Below are 17,770 nucleotides of genomic sequence, written 5' to 3' on the forward strand. Positions count from 1 at the left end.
CTTTTATCCTGTGATACACTAGAGTCAAATCAAAGAAAGAGGAGGAAAAAATTATGAAAAAAGTATTAGTCGGTATGGCATTAGCGTTTACATTAGTAGCAGGTGTTGCTTCAGTTGGAACAAGCGTCGCAACAGGAGATTTTTCAACATTAGGTCTTCCTAGCCAACATTAATAAAAAAGCCGTGCTAAAAAGCACGGCTTTTTTTATTGTGTTTTACTTGACTGATCTTTGTTGCGTTTGTTTCCCTTTGAATTATCCCCGCTTGAAATTTCTTCACCCATTTCTACAAGGTGGTGCTGTGTTTTTGGATTACTTTGATTAGCGCTTCCTTTGTTATTCTTTTTTGTCATATCCATTCTCCTTTAAAACGATGGCAATGCATCGAGATTATTTGTTTTGTCATGATCAGGAATGCTGCGAATATACGTACCGCCGTCTTTCCCTACAAAGGTACTCACATGCTCAACGTCCCCGGCTTCTACTTTCTTTAACGCTTCTTCATAGGTTAAAACGTCTCCTGAAGCCGTTTGGAATTCTAAGAGGTCACCGTCTGCATTTTTACGTACTGCAACGAAACGTTCTTTCATACACATAAACACCTTCCTTTATATCTATATGGTTGCTGAAATAGTCGTTTTTATTCATTATAAAAAGTGATAAGGTAAAGAAAAGAGTGCAAAGGGGATAAAAAATGACAACATTTAATTGGCATGATCAAGCTCAAGACGAGTGGAATCAAAAAGTATCATTTTGGAATAGCCGAAGTGAAGAAATGTGGAAAAACGGAAGTCGGAAAACAGTGATTCCATTTATTCAAAAACATCTTAAAAAAGGCGCTTTGCTAGCAGACGTCGGCTGTGGTGATGGGTTTGGAACTTCTCTTCTAGCAGCTTCTGGATATAAAGCAATCGGTCTTGATTTATCAGAAGAAATGGTTCAAAAAGCATCTGAGCTGCATAAAAGTGAAAACTTGTCGTTTGCTCAAGCTGATATTATGAAGCTCCCGCTGTCTTCTGAATCAGTAGAAGGGGTTATGGTAATCAACGCTTTAGAATGGACTGAGCACCCGCGATTAGCTCTGAAGGAATTGCACCGAGTTGTAAAACGAGGAGGATATGCATGTGTAGGTATTCTTGGGCCAACTGCTCAGCCACGTACCAATAGTTATCAAAGACTATATGGGGAAGACGTTATTTGCAATACGATGATGCCGTGGGAGTTTGAACAGCTTGCAAAAGAAAATGGATGGGAAGTAATTGATGGCGAAGGTGTATATAAGCGAAATGTTACAGATAAGTTGATTGGACAGCTCCCACAGGAATTAAAACAAGCCTTAACGTTTCTATGGTTATTTATGCTCAAGAAACAATAAAAACAGCATGCGTCTCCTTATATGTAGCTGTACAAAGGGTACACTACAAACTGGAGGTGAGTGACATGAGTAAAATTAAAAAAGACCGCTCAAAATCAGAGCTAGGTTCACCAAATGTAGAAGGACAAGGGACGACCACTTCTGAACAAGGTGTTCAAAGCAGTTCAGCTAACAAAAAACAGAAGCGTTCATAACAAAAATAAAACGAACTTGCAGGGAGAACAACGAGCTCACTGCAAGTTCGTTTTATTTATGGTGTCATCTTTATAAGTAAGAAGGTGTTGTGTGCAAGATTATAGATAGCTTATAATAAAATTTGAGCCAATAATTGTAATTTTCTACAAGCTTGGTTTACATTCGATGTAAAGCGGAGGTGTAATAAATGGTAAATAAAAGATATTTACCGGATACTGCAGCGTCTCATGCAAAGCCTGATATTAGAAAGGCGATACTTTGCATGGGGTGGACGGTTTAGTAAGATACATCGCCTAACCGAGCATATCTCATTTCTAATATATACGGCTTTGCCCCTTATTGTATAAGCAAAATCACATAAGGAGCTGGCAGAAATGACGTATGTAAAAGCAACAAATATTTTACCTGAAGAGCTGATTAGTGAAATTCAAAAATACATTCAAGGAGAAACCATTTATATTCCAAAGCCGCAGAAGGCAAAAAGAAAATGGGGAACTTGCTCTGGTGGAAGAAAGTTGATCGATGAACGAAACGAACGTATTAAGAAGTTGTTTAAAAAAGGAACTTCAATTGAAGAACTAGCCCGTGAATACTTCTTATCAACCGAAACCATCAAAAAAATTGTATACAAAAAGCAACGGTAAAAATCAAGCGCTGGCGGCTGAATGCCCGCGCTTTTTTAGGTAGAGTTTAATTCTGATTTATTTTTTACATTTCGTAAGAGGAGTCCATACGGTAAAGTAAAAAGTAGCTGATTAAATGAAGAAGGAGTGAAGAACGTGGAAACGTTTATAAGAAATGATCAATATAACTTTATCAAAAGCCAAACGCAAATCCTTATCAATGGGCATGGAACAGTGAATAATTCCGATGTACTGCTGGCCTTAAAAGCTCTTGCAAAAGAAAAAGTCTTACATGCGTTTGATGTTCTTAGCGAGGAACAGGAAGAATTGCTGCTACCAGTTGCTGAAGTTAGAACTAAGGAACAAGCAGAAGTGTTTTTAGAAACGATAAAGCCTTACGTGATTCCATTTAAATCGTTTACAGAAGCTGGCGTGAAAAAATTGTTTCCGAAAGTGAAAAAGTTAAAGGTTCCTTCTGCTGATAGCATTGATCTAACGAGCATTTCCTATATTAGCTGGATTGATAAAGGCTCAAACAGAAAGTTGATCGTAGCGCAGGATCTCTATACTCAAAAGCTAAAAGGTATTCAAGGAACGTTTAAGCCTATCAACCAGAAGGGAATATGCACACTTTGTCACAGCTACGAAGAAGTCGGTATGTTCACTGCTGAAATCAAAGGAACTGTTCAAGGAACATTTACCCAACGAGGAAATTATATTTGTCAAGATAGCGAAGCATGTAATCAAAATTTACTTACCTTAGATCGGCTTCATGACTTTATGTTGAGGCTCAGTAAATAGCATGCGGCTAATAAGAAAAATACAAAAAAAGAAGGTTCAGTCTCTATACTTTTGGTGAGACTGAGCCTTCTTTGTCTAGCTGTTTTTCTCAATGGGATTGTCACGATAGCTAATCCAATCGCTCCAGCTGCCGGCATATAATTTTACATTTGGAAAACCGGCTGATTTTAAAGCCAAAACGTTAGGGCAGGCAGATACACCCGATCCGCAGTATACAATGATTTCAGCGTGAGAATCAATAGCTGAAAACATCTCCTTCCACTCTTTATCTGTTTTCCATAAACCTTCTGAAGTTAAGACATCTTGCCAAAAAGAATGAATGGCGCCTGGAATATGTCCTGCTACAAAATCAATGGGTTCTTCTAAGCCGAGATATCTCTTTTTTTCACGAGAGTCGACAAGAACAACATTAGGGTTATGAAGATTTTCTTTTACGTATTCAACTCCTACAAGTCCCCAATCTTGTTGAATGAAAGGTACAAAAGTTTGAGGAGAAGCTGCTGGAACGCTCTTCGTTGTTTCATATCCTGATTGTTTCCAGTTATTAAAACCTCCATTTAGAATTTGGACGTATTTAATTCCTATATATCGCAGTAGCCACCATGCTCTTGAAGCCATCATTCCGTTTTGTTCATCATAAACGACGACTTTTGAATCAGCATTAATTCCTAAGCTGCCGAGCTTCTGAGCTAGCTTTTGAACATCGGGCAGCGGGTGTCTGCCTCCGTGAGAAGTAGCCACAGAGGACAAATCTTTTTCTAAATCCAAATAATGAGCATCCGGGAGGTGCTCATTCTGATAAGCATCTGCGCCTGCCTCAGGCTTTCCAAGGGTAAATCGGCAGTCAAGCAACACAACGGAGTGTTGAGGTTGTTGTAATGCAGTATGTAAGTCAGCCGGTGAAATAATAGTGTTCATAACATTCACATCCTTTTACCAAAATTCTAGTTGAAATAAATAAAAATGAAAAGCGTTAAATATAAATTACGGCAAAGGTATGCTGCTTTCCTTCAATTATTCCCCATAGAATAATTGACCATTTTAGCGCTTATCTGATGCAGAGTGAAATGCTCCTGTGCTACAGTTATAGTAAGAGTTACATAGTATAAGCCAAATGCTCAGGGTAATGTCATACTTACTACTGATGAGAAGGAGAGAGAAAGATGCAAACAAATGAAAAGAAAGAATTTAAACTGATTGCACTAGATATGGATGGAACCCTGCTGAACAATCAGCAAGAAATTTCTGAAGAAAATCGTGCGGCCATTGCTAAAGCTCAAGAACAGGGTGTTCATGTGGTATTAAGCACGGGGCGATCTCTTTTAACATGCCGTGAATACGCGCAATCTCTTCAGCTGTCTTCTTACCTTATTACAGTAAACGGAAGTGAAATTTGGGATGAATCTGGACAGCTTGTAGAACGAAAGTTAATTGATGCTTCACACATTGAGAAAATGTGGAATTTAACGCAAGAGCATAAGCTTAACTTTTGGGCTGTGACTACGGATAAAGTATGGAGAGATGAATTTCCAGAAGATATTGCTTCACAGGAATGGCTGAAGTTTGGCTATGATATTCCAGATGATGCTTTACGAGAAGAAGTGCTGAAACAAATAGCAGGCATTTCAGATTTTGAAATCAGCAACTCTAGTTTAACGAATTTAGAAATTAATGCACTGGGTATTAACAAAGCAAAAGGGATCATGACTGTATGTGACCGTTTGGGCATTTCAATGGATGAAGTCATTGCAATGGGAGACAGCTTAAATGATATGGCTATGATTGAAGCGGCAGGTTGTGGAATAGCCATGGGGAATGCTCAGGAAGCTGTAAAAGAAGCAGCGGACTGGGTGACAGATACAAACGTCAATAATGGAGTAGCGAAGGCTATTAGCCACTGGGTACTGAAATAACAGCAGCTCTACACAGCAGGCGGCACTGTTGCACCACTTAACTACTTTCCGCATAAACTGATACTGGATGCCTCCCTTAGAGTTCGTCTTATACGTATATATAAGGAGAAGCCATCTAGTTAAGGAGTGGGGAGTATGAGCGATTTATCATTAGACAAGCTATTAAAAAAAGCAGAAAATAAGCTGCAGAATGTACATGAAATAGTGCAAGAAAAAGCGTACGAACTCATTAGGCAAGCATATAAAGAAAGTATATTTGTTGTGATCACTGAAGGATTTAGATCGATAGAGCAGCAGCATAAACTATATTCACAAGGCCGAACAACACCAGGAAGTATCGTGACTAATGCCAAAGGCGGCTATTCTTATCATAATTATGGACTAGCTATTGATATTGCGATGCTTGATAACAACGGAGAAGTTGACTGGACCATTGATCGAAGATGGAACAAAGCGGGAGAGGTAGGAAAAAGGATCGGGTTGGAATGGGGAGGAGATTGGAAAAGCTTAAAAGATTATCCTCATTTTCAATATACATTCGGTTTATCTTTGTCGGAGCTTCGAAGTGGAAAAAAACCTGAGAAACAGACGGAAAAAGTTTCAAGAGTGCTAATTGAATACGGAGATCGAGGAAATCAAGTACAGTTAATTCAACGTATGCTTATTCACTTAGGCTATTCTCTTTTTGGAGGAGCAGACGGTATATTCGGGTATTCCACTCTCAAAGCGGTAAAAGCTTTTCAACAAGCGCTTTATCTGCAGGTAGATGGAATAGTTGGACTAAAGACACTCGAAAAACTCTATATCAATTTTAATAAAACTATGTTCTAAATAACCATAAAAATATGAGAACGAGAAAAGGAAGAAAAGAGATGGATGGAAATCGTCTCTTTTCTTCCTTTTCTGTAGTTATGGTAGAAAAACTGAAATTTATAAAGAAATAAAAAGGATTTTCTAAGCGTAAGAAACGTTCATGTGATCTAACTGGATAACATTGCTCAACAACACGATATCTTTATATATTTCACTTTTTACAGAGGCGTTTGAACAGTTTTGATAGTCTTTCAACAAGCGGCCAAGTTCTTTAATAAATAACAACGTCTCTTGTTCATTAATCATAGTCAAAACTCCTTGTTTAGAAATGAATCCAGGTCATTATATAGGAATTCTATCATATCTATACGCACCTGTTGACAAAAAAAGTTCGTCAATTTTTTTGTGAGAAGAAGAAATTTAGGGATATGTGGAATGCGTTCGACTCTCTCATTTTATACATATGCAGCTTGTCTAAAAATATGAGAGTAGTTATAGTAATATTTACTCCTAATCATGCAACTTAAAACCTATTTTAGAGGTTATCCGTAAATTCCCTTTATTGTAGAGTAATGGAACAAAAAAAGAATGCCTCTTTTTGTATCTTTAGTATGACAATGTTTTGAAGAAATAAGGCATATTTTTGAGTTTTAAGATGGATTTGAATTAGATCTTTTGACACGCTCTTTTTGTAGGGGGAGGCATATTTACTTTCTATTAAAGAAAATTGTAAAGCTCCAACGAGTTTCTAAATCAGAAACTCGTTGGAGCTTAATTTTTTGGATAAGGGATGTGCAAAAGTTCTGGGACGGTCACAAAATGATATCCTTCTTGTTTAAGTCTAGGAATGATGGTATCCAGCGACTTTGGGGTGTTGGAAAGATCCATGGTCCAATGGCCGCCGTCGTGCATCAAAACAATTGTTCCAGCGTGCATGTTCTTAAATACATTCTTGGTGATTTCTGCTTCTGGGATTTGCTTCCAGTCTAATGAATCAGAAGACCAGTTAATCGCATAGACATTTTCATTTGGCAGCTCGCTGATCATTTCTTGCGTTAAATTTCCATAGGGAGGACGAAACAGCTGTGTTTCAAACCCGGTAATGTTTTTAATAATAGCCTGAGTTTTGGCAATTTCCCAGTGAAACTTTTCAGTCGATTCTTTTAGTAAGTTGGGGTGCCAATAGGTATGAATCCCAACAGCATGACCTTCAGCTACCATTCTCTTCACCAGCTCAGGATGTTCATGAGCTTTTGCCCCAATAAGAAAAAAGGTTGCTTTAATACCATGCTTTTTCAATTGATCCAATACATGTGGAGTAAAGCGCGGATCCGGTCCATCATCAAATGTTAGGGCGGTTTGCTTTAGGTGGTTATTACCTTGATAAAGCAAACGGTCACGCACAGCTACATTTTTTACTTGTTCCGCTTTACATAGTGCAGGAAGGGCTCCATTAAATAAGAAGCACAGTGTGAACAGCAGTATACTAATTCTCCGTATCATGTACATGCACGCTCCTTTCTAGGGCAAAGTATAACGTTATAATACCCGATTAAAAATTTTGTATGAAGCTGAATTGCCCTTTTGTGTCAAAACGTATGATATGCATGAAACAGCGCACTATAATAAACAGTTACTATTAGGTGAAGAAAGGAAAAAGCAGATGAAAAAAATAATGATTGCCGTAGCATTGATTTTTTCGCTAAGTTTATCTCCCTTAGCTGAATATATTTCCTATCACGACGACTATAACGTAAGTGCAAGGTCGTATCGTTCGGGGAAGCGGTCGTTTAATAGACAGCCAAGCGTTAGACAAAATGAGCCGAGATCTAATTTTTCAAATCGCAGAAATGGAACTGTAAATCGAGGCGTTACCCGTTCAAAACGAGGAGGATTCGCTCGTGGACTGCTGTACGGCGGTCTGGCAGGGATGTTATTTGGCGGTTTGCTTGGTCATATGGGTGCACTGGGCGGGATTTTTGGGTTATTAATTAACATTTTGGCTATTGTGCTTATAATTAATTTAATTCTGCGTTTATTCCGCCCTTCTCGTCGCGACAATAATTGGAGATAGACCGTAATTGCTGTCATAAACTAATAAGAAAGCTCCATATAAATAAGAAAACGCTTTCTATAGTTAATCGAAAGGATGAAACGTATGTCAGCAAACAGACAGCGCAGCAAATACCTGGCGTTTTGCACAGAATGCGGTCTCCCAAACAGGTTAACATTGTTTCTTTTAAGACAGTACGTTGCGACAGACGAATATAGCGGATTTTATTGTGGGAATTGCGGAATTCGAAACGAATTTCCAGATTCGGTCATTGAATATATTAAAGAACTTTAAAGAGGCTGAGACAAACGTATATTAGTTGAAGAAAAATCCGAACGGTGAATCGTTCGGTTTTTTTCATGGATAGGCTGAACGTAGACCTTATGTATGTAGCTGATTCTAGCGATTGGTTGAAGGACAAGATCTAGAAAAGCTAAATAGATAAGAACTCGCCGCAGGAGCGCAAACGGCGAGGAAGCTCAACATCATCCTACAAAAAGTAAGGTATTGCACCGAAATCAACAGCAGTGTCATAGGCGATTCATACTCGATTTTTTATCCCGTTCGTTTCTTCTGGGATTGGATTGATCTCGTGATGTCTCAATCTCTTTTCTTTATTTGATAAAACTATGTTCTAAATACAAACTACAAGACCTGGCCGCTTACAAAGAAGAAGTGATGCCTGAATGCTTCACCTTATTCAGGACGATTAAAAAACTCCCGTTTTAAACTTACTAGGTAGGGGAGTACAAAGGGGTTACGAGAAGAACATATATGAATTTAGTGGCGATAGATTTAACATGTTAATTGCAGAAAATCAATTGAACCATACTTTAAACGGACGCATATACTACATTAAAATTTTAGAAAGCGGAGGAATGGACTAATGCCTGTTTCCGTCATTTTCAACCAAATAAACGTGGTAAGTATGGTGTCCAATTCAGTAATTGCTTCAGGTCAAAATAGCCAGCCAGATTGGAATTCCCAAGGTAAATTTAACTTAGGAAACGGTTTTGCTATAAATTCAGCTATATTGGGCAGCACGAATATCATTAATGATCAGGATGTTTGTGATACGCCAATTACTCAGCCGGAAAATATTAATCCTCAGCCAGTTTCTCAGTTCTAGGAAAAAGAAGATGAAAGAAGTTGAGAAAAGTTGATTATAAAATTTACTAATCTTAATGTTACGTATATTTCTAATAACTCTGGTATTTTCACAGGAGAAAATACTCAATCAGATTGGGAAGTGAATTGGAAAAGTAATACGGGGTTTGGTGAAATAATTGGCTATAATAACTTTGCCTCTCAAATGGTAAATGTTATTAACGATAATGACGTCGTTGATTCCAATTTTTCTGAACACATAGATTTCAACAATGCTCCTGTTACACAAAGTTAAAGAAGTAAAAGTAATTAGGCATTCTATCAATCGGTTATTTTGGCAGAGTGGAGAGGATATATGAGTAACAGGCTTAAACCATCTTTTATACAGATGGTTTTTTTGCTAGCTTATTTTAGAGGAATAACACTCAAGAGTAATGAGAGGAATACTTTTATAGTAAATGGAGTAAATATCATAGAAAAGGCGTAAAAGCTTAAATGATTAAAGAGACGAAGCAGATAAGAATTTAAACATAAGATCATGTATTTGAGTTTTATATGGTATTAACTGAAATAAATTGCTGTCTGTGAGGTGTTTTTATGGCCAATATTCATTATCATTCCATCAAAGTAAATAAAATTCAAAACAGTTCAGGCCTATTTTATGGCGTTAATATTCAATATAAATGGAGTCATAAAAGTCAAATTTCTGACGGTTTTGGAAAAATAGTTGGTCATTCTAATAAAATTTTAAATAATACCACCGTGGCGAAAACTCCTAAAAAAAATGATGAGTAAAATCGTAGAGTTAAGCTTCTTTTGCGGCCTGCTTAAAAGAGTCATTTACATCATCTTCACCAAGAACAAGATGTGTATTGTAGGATAGTTGATTATCATCTCCCGAAATTGTGCCAAAACCTGAATTGCTGCTGCTGATTGTAGTTTCCCAATTTTTTTGTATATTTTTTCCTATAAATACTCCTGCGTTGTTTTTAACGGTATTTACGGTGAGGTCATCAAAAATGATTTGCGGAGAACGGAGATCTATTTTCATAATTCCTCCTGATACATATGAGACATTAATTAAAGTTATCTAATACACTACTATATGTTGTAAATGGGCTAAAAGTGTTAAAACAAATGAGGGGTCAAACTCTATGGATGAAAAGGTGTTGAATATACTCAAAAACATTGAAAAAAGGCTCGCAAGCTTAGAAAAAAACGTAAATGAACTTTCCAATAAAACGGTACATTCTCTGCATGTAGATATAAGGAACGTTCAAACATTGAACTTGGACGAACTATCATATTATTTAGATCATGTTGACGTAAAGGAACTTAGTGGAACTTTGAATATTGGTAATACTTTTCCTGCGCAAACGAATCAATATCAAGCGCGGAGAAAGAAAGGTAAAAAAACAACAAATGACTCTGATGTTAATAGGAAATCGGGTAGTCAGAATAATAAAGCAAAAAATAAAGAAAAGGGTCCTTCTGAAATATCAGTTAAAATTAATGAAAGAAGTGTCCCTTACAAACTAATCCATACAGAAAAAATGAGGGAGTCTAATCAGGCTCTAGAATCAATCTTTAGCATAGGTGACATTCATATTGGTACAATCGAAGATGCTTCAGCTGTAAACTTTGGTAATAACTTTCCGACAAATTTTAGAAGTCATAAAAAAGTGAGTCAGGGATTTGGCAATATTTTGGGAAATCAAAATGATATACATGACATCTTATCCTCTTTAGAGGAAAAAGATGCTTCAGAAGTATACAATGAAAACCAAGGTGAAAAGCCGCCTGAATGGCTGGACACAATGATAGAAGAACAAAAGAAGGAAATGGATGAAACAAAGCTAGACGAGGATGAAGAAGGATGAGGAAGAGAGTAAAAACTTTGGATTCTCAAATCATTGTTGTCGAAGCTGGATTTCTGAAAAAAAGCTTTAATTAGGAAATAAATAAAATAGAAAACCTGCGCTCTAAACGAGCGGCAGGTTTTCTATTTTATTTCTAGGCCGCTGCAGTTTCAACATGAAAAAGAGCATGCGTAATTTAATTGAACACTGGGATAGATCGGTTCTTTCATTCCCACAGATAAGGAGTCTCTTGGTAAACATAATAGTTTAACCAATTCATAAACAGCAGGTTGGCATGAGAACGCCATGTTTTTAAAGGGTTTTTGTCAGGATCATTGTTTGGGAAATAGTGTTCCGGAAGCTTTGGTTCTAGTCCTTTTTCTGTATCTCGAAGAAATTCTTCTTGCAGTGTTTGAACGTCGTACTCTGGGTGGCCTGTCACGAAAACAAACTTTTCGTCTTTAGACATCGCCATATAAACACCAGCTTCTTCAGAGTAGGAAAGAAGCTCAAGGTCAGGATGATTTTTCACTTCATTCATGTCTACATCAGTGTGACGGGAATGAGGAGAATAAAAGACATCATCAAATCCTCGCAGCAGCTTAATGGGCTCTTCACTCGATACAACATGTGTAAATACACCCGTACATTTATCAGAAAGAGGTCGCTTGTCAATCCCAAAGTGATGATAAAGTCCGGCTTGAGCTCCCCAACAGATATGAAGGGTAGAAGTCACATTTGTTTTACACCAATCCATAATTTCTTGAAGTTCTTTCCAGTAGTTTACTTCTTCAAATGGTATATGTTCTACAGGTGCTCCTGTAATAATCATTCCGTCATATTTTCGTTCTTTAATTTGTTCAAACGTTTTATAAAACTGATCTAGGTGATTTTTACTCGTTGTTTTTGCTTTATGGCTTGCCGTGTAAAGAAGTGTAATATGCACTTGCAGCGGTGAGTTCCCGAGTAAACGTAATAATTGCGTTTCAGCTTTTTCTTTTTCCGGCATTAAGTTTAGGATAACAATATTAAGCGGGCGAATTTCTTGGTTAACCGCGCGCACGTCGTCCATGATGAAAATTCTCTCTTTTTCTAAAATTTCTTTTGCCGGAAGATCACGTGGAATATTAATAGGCAATAAAATTCCTCCTATTCGATTTCGAAGTAATGACGCGTATAAATGTTCTTTCTCACGTGAAGATGAGGTTCAACATTTATGTACAATATACTATTATAGGAATATACAGAATATTAAGCAATTGAATTTTGAAAAAAAAGAGCATTAATATGCGTAATGGCTAAAATGAAATGGTACAATAAGGTTAAATTGGAGCATTGCTATGCTTTTTTAGCATGACTGAAACTCAGTAAAATTTATAGAGCAGTCGTGCCTGTATTTATTAAACTTCATATCTCCCCCAGAAAACGGATTTTATCCTTTTTTGATGAAGTGTTTAAAAAGAATTCTCAGCAGAAAAGGGGTTTTTATATGACAACTAAGAAGCAAATAAAAAGTGATTTGCAAATTGCACAAGAGGCAACGATTAAACCGATTAAAGAGATTGCCGAGCAGCTCGATATTTTAGAGGACGAGCTAGAGCCATATGGACATTATAAAGCCAAGCTTTCTTTGTCCGTTATGGAACGTTTACACACAAAACAAGATGGAAAAGTGATTTTAGTTACAGCTATTAATCCAACTCCAGCAGGAGAAGGGAAGTCGACAGTGACGGTTGGCTTAGCTCAGGCATTACATAGATTAGGTAAAAAAGCGATTGTCGCCATGCGTGAACCTTCTCTTGGTCCGGTAATGGGAATTAAAGGAGGTGCCGCTGGAGGTGGCTATGCTCAAGTGCTACCAATGGAGGATATTAATTTACACTTTACTGGAGACCTGCATGCCATCACAACAGCTAATAACGCGCTGGCAGCCATTTTAGATAACCATATACATCAAGGTAATGAACTGCGTATTGATACACGTAAAATTACGTGGAAACGAGTGGTGGATTTAAACGACCGCGCGCTGCGTCAGGTTGTCGTTGGATTAGGTGGTCCGATGCAAGGTGTTCCTCGAGAAGATGGATTTGATATTACGGTTGCGTCAGAAATTATGGCTATTTTCTGCTTAGCGTCAGATTTACAAGACTTAAAGCGTCGCTTAGCGTCCATTGTGGTAGCTTATAACATAGACAATGAGCCTGTAACGGTTGCAGACTTAGGTGCACAAGGAGCGCTTACTCTTCTTTTAAAAGATGCGATTAAACCAAACCTTGTACAGACGTTGGAACATACTCCAGCCCTCATTCACGGAGGTCCTTTTGCTAATATTGCCCACGGCTGCAATAGCGTCATTGCAACAAAAATGGCTGCAAAACTAGGCGACTATGTAGTAACAGAAGCGGGATTTGGGGCAGATTTAGGCGCAGAAAAATTCCTGAATATTAAAGCTCGTATGGCAGATATTAAACCAGAAACGGTGGTAATCGTTGCCACAATTCGCGCTCTGAAAATGCATGGGGGTGTTCCTAAAGAGCGTTTAAATGAAGAAAACATTGAGGCTTTAGAAGCGGGAAGTGAAAATCTTGAAAAACATATTGAAACGATTCAGGCATTCGGCGTTCCTTATGTGGTAGCCGTGAACCGTTTTGTAACAGATTCAAAAGGTGAAGTAGAAGCGCTTATGAATTGGTGCGCTTCAAAGAATGTTCCAGTTGCTTTAACAGAAGTATGGGAAAAAGGTGGAGAAGGCGGCGTCATGCTTGCTGAAAAAATTCTTGAGGTCATGAACGAGACAGAAAGTCAGTTTTCTCCTCTTTATGATGTGTCAGCTTCGATTCCAGAAAAAGTAGAAGCTATTGCTAAAACCGTATACGGAGCACAAGGCATAGATTTTGCTCCAAAAGCGTTAAAGCAAATACAGCAATTTGAAGCAAACGGATGGGATCACCTGCCGATCTGTATGGCCAAAACGCAGTATTCGTTAAGTGACGATCAGACGAAGCTTGGACGACCAACGGATTTTAAGATTACGGTAAGGGAATTCCGTCCTTCACTCGGAGCTGGGTTTCTCGTTGCGCTAACAGGTTCAATTATGACAATGCCTGGACTTCCAAAAAAACCTGCTGCGCTCAATATGGATATTGACGAGAATGGACATGCACTAGGTATTTTTTAAGAGAAAAGCGATGCCTTGGCATCGCTTTTCTTATGAGATAAAACAAAATAACAGGTATGTTATGAATTAATTTGGCAAGAAAGAAGAAGAGCTGACTGTTCGTATTTTATAAAAAAAGGAAGTAGTTGAAATGTTTGATCCAATTGTATTTGATAATTTAAAAGTGGTTGTAGAAGGAGAGATCTATGATCTTGACTTATCTGGGCAAGTATCTGTTACGAATCGCGAAGATTTTGTAGACTTAGCTCAGTTTACTCGAACGTACCGCATTTCTTTTCAACAGCATTTTTGCTGTACCGCGTCGCTAACTTTATCAACCGACTTAGATAATATTCATGCGGAATTAACGCCTTCCCGTGTAGAAAAACCAGGTTGTACAGTTTATATTCATTTTCAGCTGAAAAAACAAAAACCGTTTGAAGAAGCTGAGTTTAGAAACATACAGGAAATGTGTGAAAGGATCTGGGGAACAACAAGAGTGGTTAAGCAGCGTATTACTCATGAAGTTGGAGGAAACGAATATGAAAACAATATTGCGGTAACCTTTAACCGATTCATTTACGAAGATCAAGTAGGAGATTTAATCGAAATGATTGATTATATGCTGCAAACGACTGATCAGCTAAAGGTTCTTTACGACAAATCATAAGAGCGTTTCAGTTGTACTTCAGAAATAAAGTGAATTACAATAGGGAAAAGGAGGCGTTTTAATGAGCGTGTATGAATACTCTGCAAAAACAATTAAAGACGAAGACGTATCACTATCTAACTATCAAGGTGACGTACTGTTGATTGTGAATACAGCTAGCAAATGCGGCTTCACCCCTCAATATAAAGATTTACAGGCGCTGTATGAAGAAGAAAAAGAAAACGGTCTAACGGTTCTAGGTTTTCCTTGCAATCAATTTGGTGGTCAAGAGCCAGGAAGTTCAAATGATATTGAACAATTTTGCGAGTTAAACTACGGCGTTTCGTTTCCGATGTTTGCAAAAGTAGATGTAAAAGGCGAGCATGCACACCCGTTATTTACATACTTAACAGAACAAGCACCGGGTCTGCTAGGTTCCAAAGCGATAAAGTGGAATTTCACAAAGTTTTTAGTGAATCGTCAAGGTGAAGTCGTGAAGCGATACGCACCTCAAACTGCACCAAAAGATATTCAAAAAGATATAAAAGAATTGCTGTAAAAGCAGGTGGATCTCCATCTGTTTTTTATTTTTCAGCAAGGGTTTTCGAAGGGTGCTCAGCTGTCAGTGAGACGAGCGTCTTACTTTGTGCTAAAATAATGGTGGATATAATTGAGGTGAGCAAATGAATAAAATAGCGGAAACGGAAAAGTGGGTTCAAGCAAAGCTTGCGCATGACACGACGGGTCATGACTGGCAGCATATCGATCGCGTGCGTCGAAATGCAGTGCTTTTATATAAAAAAGAAGGCGGCAACCGGGAAGTTATTGAACTAGCCGCGCTTTTACACGATGTGGTAGATGATAAGCTAGTGGAAGATGTTGAAAAAGCGTATGAAGAAGTGCGGGAGTGGCTGAAGAGTCAGCGCGTAGAAGAAGAGAACTGCAGGCATATCGTTCATATTTTACAAACGATGTCATTTAAAGGCGGAAACCGTCCGGCTATGGCCACGCTTGAAGGTCAAGTTGTTCAAGATGCAGATCGCTTAGATGCAATTGGTGCGATTGGTATCGCACGTACATTTATGTATGCAGGTTCTAAAGGCACGGCTCTGTATGACGAAAACATTGCTGTACGAAGTGAGATGACAGAGGAAGAATACAGACAGGGAAAATCAACGGCTATTGCTCATTTTTATGAAAAGTTGTTAAAGCTGACTGCGTTAATGAATACTCAAACAGCACGGTCTCTAGCGCAAGAGCGACATACATATATGAAAGAATTTTTAGTTCAATTTAAGAAAGAGTGGAATTATCATTATGAAAATGCTGACTGTTGAAAACTTAACAAAAACATATGGAGAAAAAGAGCTGTTTCATCAGCTAACGTTTACAATTACGGAAAATGAGCGAATCGGCTTAATTGGTGTAAACGGAACAGGAAAATCGACGCTTCTTAAAATTATCGCAGGTCTAGAGCTGGGAGATGAAGGGGATATTGTTCATGCTAAAGACTACAGCGTGACATATTTACCTCAGCATCCGGATTTTGATGAAGACTTAACGGTTTTAGAGCAAGTTTTCAGCGGAGATACGCCCCTTCTTAATTTATTAAAAAACTATGAGCTGGCTCTATATGCGTTAGAGCAAGATTCTGCAAACGAGAAGAACCAGCAGACACTGTATGATTTACAGCAGAAAATGGATGCGATGAACGCGTGGGAAGCCAATTCTAACGCACAGTCGATCTTAACGAAGCTGGGAATTTCAAATATGAGTGCGAAAATCGGCGAACTTTCAGGTGGACAGAAAAAGCGCGTGTCAATTGCCCAAAGCCTAATTCAAACACCTGATTTATTAATTTTAGATGAGCCCACTAACCACTTGGATTATGAGACGGTTAAATGGCTCGAAGAATATTTATCCAAATATCAAGGAGCCGTATTGCTTGTTACTCATGATCGCTATTTCTTGGATGCTGTTACAAACCGAATTTTTGAATTAGACGGTGGAAATTTATATAGCTATAAAGGAAACTATGCTGCTTTTCTAGAAGGAAAAGCGATTCGAGAAGAGCAGGAAAAAGCAACTCAAGCAAAATTAAGCAACTTATATCGCAATGAATTGGCTTGGATTCGCCGAGGAGCAAAAGCGCGTACGACTAAACAAAAAGCGCGTATTCAGCGATTTGATGAATTAGAAGGAAAACTCGATTCTTCTGAAAAAGAATCATTGGATTTAAGTTTAGCAGGCAGCCGCCTTGGGAAAAAAGTGTTTGAATTAAAAGATGTGTCTAAGACGTATGAAAATAAAATCATTCTTTCAGACTTTACGCACATCGTGAAAAAACAAGACCGAATTGGAATTGTCGGTAAGAACGGAAGCGGAAAGTCTACCCTGCTGAATATGATTGCAGGACGCATTGAGCCGGACAGCGGTGAAATTGACAGAGGACAAACGGTTAAAATTGCTTACTATACTCAAGAAAGCGATGATATGGACTTGAATCAACGCATGCTTGATTATATTAAAGAATCGGCAGAAGTTGTGCATACGACGGATGGGAAAATGATCTCTGCATCGCAAATGCTTGAGAGATTTCTATTTCCTTCACATACGCACGGAACACCGATTCAAAAGTTGTCCGGAGGAGAGCGCCGTCGTTTATATTTATTGAAATTGTTGATGACATCGCCAAATGTTTTACTGCTAGATGAGCCGACTAATGATTTGGATACTCAAACGCTAACGGTGCTTGAAGACTACCTCGAAGAATTTCCAGGCGTTGTTATCACGGTATCACATGATCGCTATTTCTTAGATAAAGTAGCAGATTACTTACTTGTCTTTGAAGGAGAAGGAAACATTTCGACTTATTTTGGCGCTTATACAGATCAATTAGAAGAAGCGGTGAAAAAGAAGCAGGCAATGGCTCAGCAGGCTAAAGTGAAAGAAGAAAAGCCAAAACAGCCGGAGAAAACGAAAAAGCGTCGCTTAACGTATAAAGAACAAAAAGAATGGGAAGAAATCGAAGATCATATTGCAGCAAAAGAAGAAGAAATTGAACGCTTAACAAGTGAAATTGAACAGGTGGGCAGCGATTATACAAAAGCGCATAACCTATCGTTAGAACAAGAAAAAGCAAATGAAGAATTAAATGCACTGCTTGATCGCTGGGCAGAGCTTTCAGAGCTGATTGAAGAAATTGAAAACGCGTAAACAAGTCGTT

At 38.2% G+C, this 17,770-nt stretch carries 23 protein-coding genes; 16 read left to right on the plus strand and 7 right to left on the minus strand.

What is annotated here, in order from left to right; genetic code table 11:
• Positions 1 to 205: 205 nt before the first annotated feature.
• Together ACH0CI_RS15940 and ACH0CI_RS15945 are read right to left on the minus strand one after the other, a co-directional pair.
• Positions 206 to 352, minus strand: a complete 147-nt coding sequence (locus tag ACH0CI_RS15940) for a hypothetical protein (RefSeq protein WP_013056671.1) — start codon at positions 350 to 352, stop codon at positions 206 to 208.
• A 12-nt stretch (positions 353 to 364) separates the two neighbouring features.
• The gene (locus ACH0CI_RS15945; RefSeq protein WP_013056672.1) at positions 365 to 589 is read right to left on the minus strand and encodes a DUF3892 domain-containing protein; all 225 of its coding nucleotides are present in this window, start codon (positions 587 to 589) and stop codon (positions 365 to 367) included.
• Between the two features lie 104 nt (positions 590 to 693).
• Between ACH0CI_RS15945 and ACH0CI_RS15950 the strand changes: the two genes are divergently transcribed.
• From ACH0CI_RS15950 to ACH0CI_RS15965, 4 genes are all read left to right on the plus strand, one after another.
• The gene (locus tag ACH0CI_RS15950) at positions 694 to 1,374 is read left to right on the plus strand and encodes a class I SAM-dependent methyltransferase (RefSeq protein ID WP_029714870.1); all 681 of its coding nucleotides are present in this window, start codon (positions 694 to 696) and stop codon (positions 1,372 to 1,374) included.
• 65 nt (positions 1,375 to 1,439) lie between these two features.
• A complete protein-coding gene (locus ACH0CI_RS15955) occupies positions 1,440 to 1,568 on the plus strand; it encodes a YuzL family protein (protein WP_013056674.1) in 129 nt (42 codons plus the stop codon).
• A gap of 366 nt (positions 1,569 to 1,934) precedes the next feature.
• Positions 1,935 to 2,213, plus strand: coding sequence for a CD3324 family protein (locus tag ACH0CI_RS15960; RefSeq protein ID WP_285843091.1), 279 nt, complete (start codon positions 1,935 to 1,937; stop codon positions 2,211 to 2,213).
• A 135-nt stretch (positions 2,214 to 2,348) separates the two neighbouring features.
• Positions 2,349 to 2,993: a FusB/FusC family EF-G-binding protein gene (locus ACH0CI_RS15965; RefSeq protein ID WP_406901878.1), complete on the plus strand. Its 645-nt coding sequence runs from the start codon at positions 2,349 to 2,351 to the stop codon at positions 2,991 to 2,993.
• A 75-nt stretch (positions 2,994 to 3,068) separates the two neighbouring features.
• Here ACH0CI_RS15965 and ACH0CI_RS15970 read toward each other — a convergent pair whose 3' ends face one another.
• The gene (locus ACH0CI_RS15970; RefSeq protein ID WP_335706694.1) at positions 3,069 to 3,911 is read right to left on the minus strand and encodes a sulfurtransferase; all 843 of its coding nucleotides are present in this window, start codon (positions 3,909 to 3,911) and stop codon (positions 3,069 to 3,071) included.
• A gap of 245 nt (positions 3,912 to 4,156) precedes the next feature.
• On the opposite strand from ACH0CI_RS15970, the gene ACH0CI_RS15975 reads away from it, so the two are divergent.
• Together ACH0CI_RS15975 and ACH0CI_RS15980 are read left to right on the plus strand one after the other, a co-directional pair.
• A complete protein-coding gene (locus ACH0CI_RS15975) occupies positions 4,157 to 4,906 on the plus strand; it encodes a Cof-type HAD-IIB family hydrolase (RefSeq protein ID WP_335706695.1) in 750 nt (249 codons plus the stop codon).
• A gap of 135 nt (positions 4,907 to 5,041) precedes the next feature.
• On the plus strand, positions 5,042 to 5,737 hold the full coding sequence (locus ACH0CI_RS15980) for a peptidoglycan-binding protein (protein ID WP_335706696.1): 696 nt from the start codon (positions 5,042 to 5,044) through the stop codon (positions 5,735 to 5,737).
• Positions 5,738 to 5,860: 123 nt separating this feature from the next.
• On the opposite strand, the gene ACH0CI_RS15985 is transcribed toward ACH0CI_RS15980, so the two are convergent.
• Together ACH0CI_RS15985 and ACH0CI_RS15990 are read right to left on the minus strand one after the other, a co-directional pair.
• Positions 5,861 to 6,025 (minus strand): hypothetical protein, encoded by a 165-nt coding sequence (locus tag ACH0CI_RS15985; protein ID WP_165802501.1) that lies wholly within the window; start codon positions 6,023 to 6,025, stop codon positions 5,861 to 5,863.
• Between the two features lie 465 nt (positions 6,026 to 6,490).
• Positions 6,491 to 7,222 carry a polysaccharide deacetylase family protein gene (locus ACH0CI_RS15990; RefSeq protein ID WP_033578758.1) on the minus strand — a complete coding sequence of 244 codons (732 nt, stop codon included), beginning with the start codon at positions 7,220 to 7,222 and terminating at the stop codon, positions 6,491 to 6,493.
• Positions 7,223 to 7,382: 160 nt separating this feature from the next.
• Here ACH0CI_RS15990 and ACH0CI_RS15995 point away from each other — a divergent pair, with 160 nt between their 5' ends.
• The 4 genes from ACH0CI_RS15995 (at position 7,383) to ACH0CI_RS16010 (ending at position 9,674) form a co-directional block, all read left to right on the plus strand.
• Positions 7,383 to 7,793 (plus strand): hypothetical protein, encoded by a 411-nt coding sequence (locus ACH0CI_RS15995; protein ID WP_028408813.1) that lies wholly within the window; start codon positions 7,383 to 7,385, stop codon positions 7,791 to 7,793.
• A gap of 84 nt (positions 7,794 to 7,877) precedes the next feature.
• Positions 7,878 to 8,066: a hypothetical protein gene (locus ACH0CI_RS16000; RefSeq protein WP_014460480.1), complete on the plus strand. Its 189-nt coding sequence runs from the start codon at positions 7,878 to 7,880 to the stop codon at positions 8,064 to 8,066.
• A gap of 634 nt (positions 8,067 to 8,700) precedes the next feature.
• On the plus strand, positions 8,701 to 8,901 hold the full coding sequence (locus tag ACH0CI_RS16005; RefSeq protein WP_223260161.1) for a hypothetical protein: 201 nt from the start codon (positions 8,701 to 8,703) through the stop codon (positions 8,899 to 8,901).
• Between the two features lie 575 nt (positions 8,902 to 9,476).
• Positions 9,477 to 9,674: a hypothetical protein gene (locus ACH0CI_RS16010; protein ID WP_034268305.1), complete on the plus strand. Its 198-nt coding sequence runs from the start codon at positions 9,477 to 9,479 to the stop codon at positions 9,672 to 9,674.
• Between the two features lie 10 nt (positions 9,675 to 9,684).
• On the opposite strand, the gene ACH0CI_RS16015 is transcribed toward ACH0CI_RS16010, so the two are convergent.
• Entirely contained in the window at positions 9,685 to 9,930 is a 246-nt protein-coding gene (locus tag ACH0CI_RS16015; RefSeq protein ID WP_335706697.1) for a hypothetical protein, read from the minus strand.
• A 103-nt stretch (positions 9,931 to 10,033) separates the two neighbouring features.
• Here ACH0CI_RS16015 and ACH0CI_RS16020 point away from each other — a divergent pair, with 103 nt between their 5' ends.
• On the plus strand, positions 10,034 to 10,759 hold the full coding sequence (locus ACH0CI_RS16020) for a hypothetical protein (protein ID WP_335706698.1): 726 nt from the start codon (positions 10,034 to 10,036) through the stop codon (positions 10,757 to 10,759).
• A gap of 205 nt (positions 10,760 to 10,964) precedes the next feature.
• Here ACH0CI_RS16020 and metA read toward each other — a convergent pair whose 3' ends face one another.
• On the minus strand, positions 10,965 to 11,876 hold the full coding sequence (gene metA, locus ACH0CI_RS16025; protein ID WP_013056685.1) for a homoserine O-acetyltransferase MetA: 912 nt from the start codon (positions 11,874 to 11,876) through the stop codon (positions 10,965 to 10,967).
• Between the two features lie 351 nt (positions 11,877 to 12,227).
• Between metA and ACH0CI_RS16030 the strand changes: the two genes are divergently transcribed.
• The 5 genes from ACH0CI_RS16030 (at position 12,228) to ACH0CI_RS16050 (ending at position 17,760) form a co-directional block, all read left to right on the plus strand.
• Positions 12,228 to 13,916 carry a formate--tetrahydrofolate ligase gene (locus ACH0CI_RS16030; protein ID WP_406901879.1) on the plus strand — a complete coding sequence of 563 codons (1,689 nt, stop codon included), beginning with the start codon at positions 12,228 to 12,230 and terminating at the stop codon, positions 13,914 to 13,916.
• A gap of 130 nt (positions 13,917 to 14,046) precedes the next feature.
• A complete protein-coding gene (locus tag ACH0CI_RS16035) occupies positions 14,047 to 14,565 on the plus strand; it encodes a hypothetical protein (protein ID WP_033578762.1) in 519 nt (172 codons plus the stop codon).
• Positions 14,566 to 14,626: 61 nt separating this feature from the next.
• Positions 14,627 to 15,103: a glutathione peroxidase gene (locus ACH0CI_RS16040; protein ID WP_014460472.1), complete on the plus strand. Its 477-nt coding sequence runs from the start codon at positions 14,627 to 14,629 to the stop codon at positions 15,101 to 15,103.
• Positions 15,104 to 15,227: 124 nt separating this feature from the next.
• The gene (locus ACH0CI_RS16045) at positions 15,228 to 15,881 is read left to right on the plus strand and encodes an HD domain-containing protein (protein WP_406901880.1); all 654 of its coding nucleotides are present in this window, start codon (positions 15,228 to 15,230) and stop codon (positions 15,879 to 15,881) included.
• Complete coding sequence (locus tag ACH0CI_RS16050) at positions 15,862 to 17,760, plus strand: ABC-F family ATP-binding cassette domain-containing protein (protein ID WP_033578764.1); 1,899 nt, start codon at positions 15,862 to 15,864, stop codon at positions 17,758 to 17,760. Before ACH0CI_RS16045 ends, ACH0CI_RS16050 begins: the two co-directional genes overlap by 20 nt.
• Positions 17,761 to 17,770 lie beyond the last annotated feature (10 nt).

It is taken from the genome of Priestia sp. 179-F W1.4 NHS, assembly GCF_045369295.1.
Classification (GTDB): domain Bacteria; phylum Bacillota; class Bacilli; order Bacillales; family Bacillaceae_H; genus Priestia; species Priestia zanthoxyli.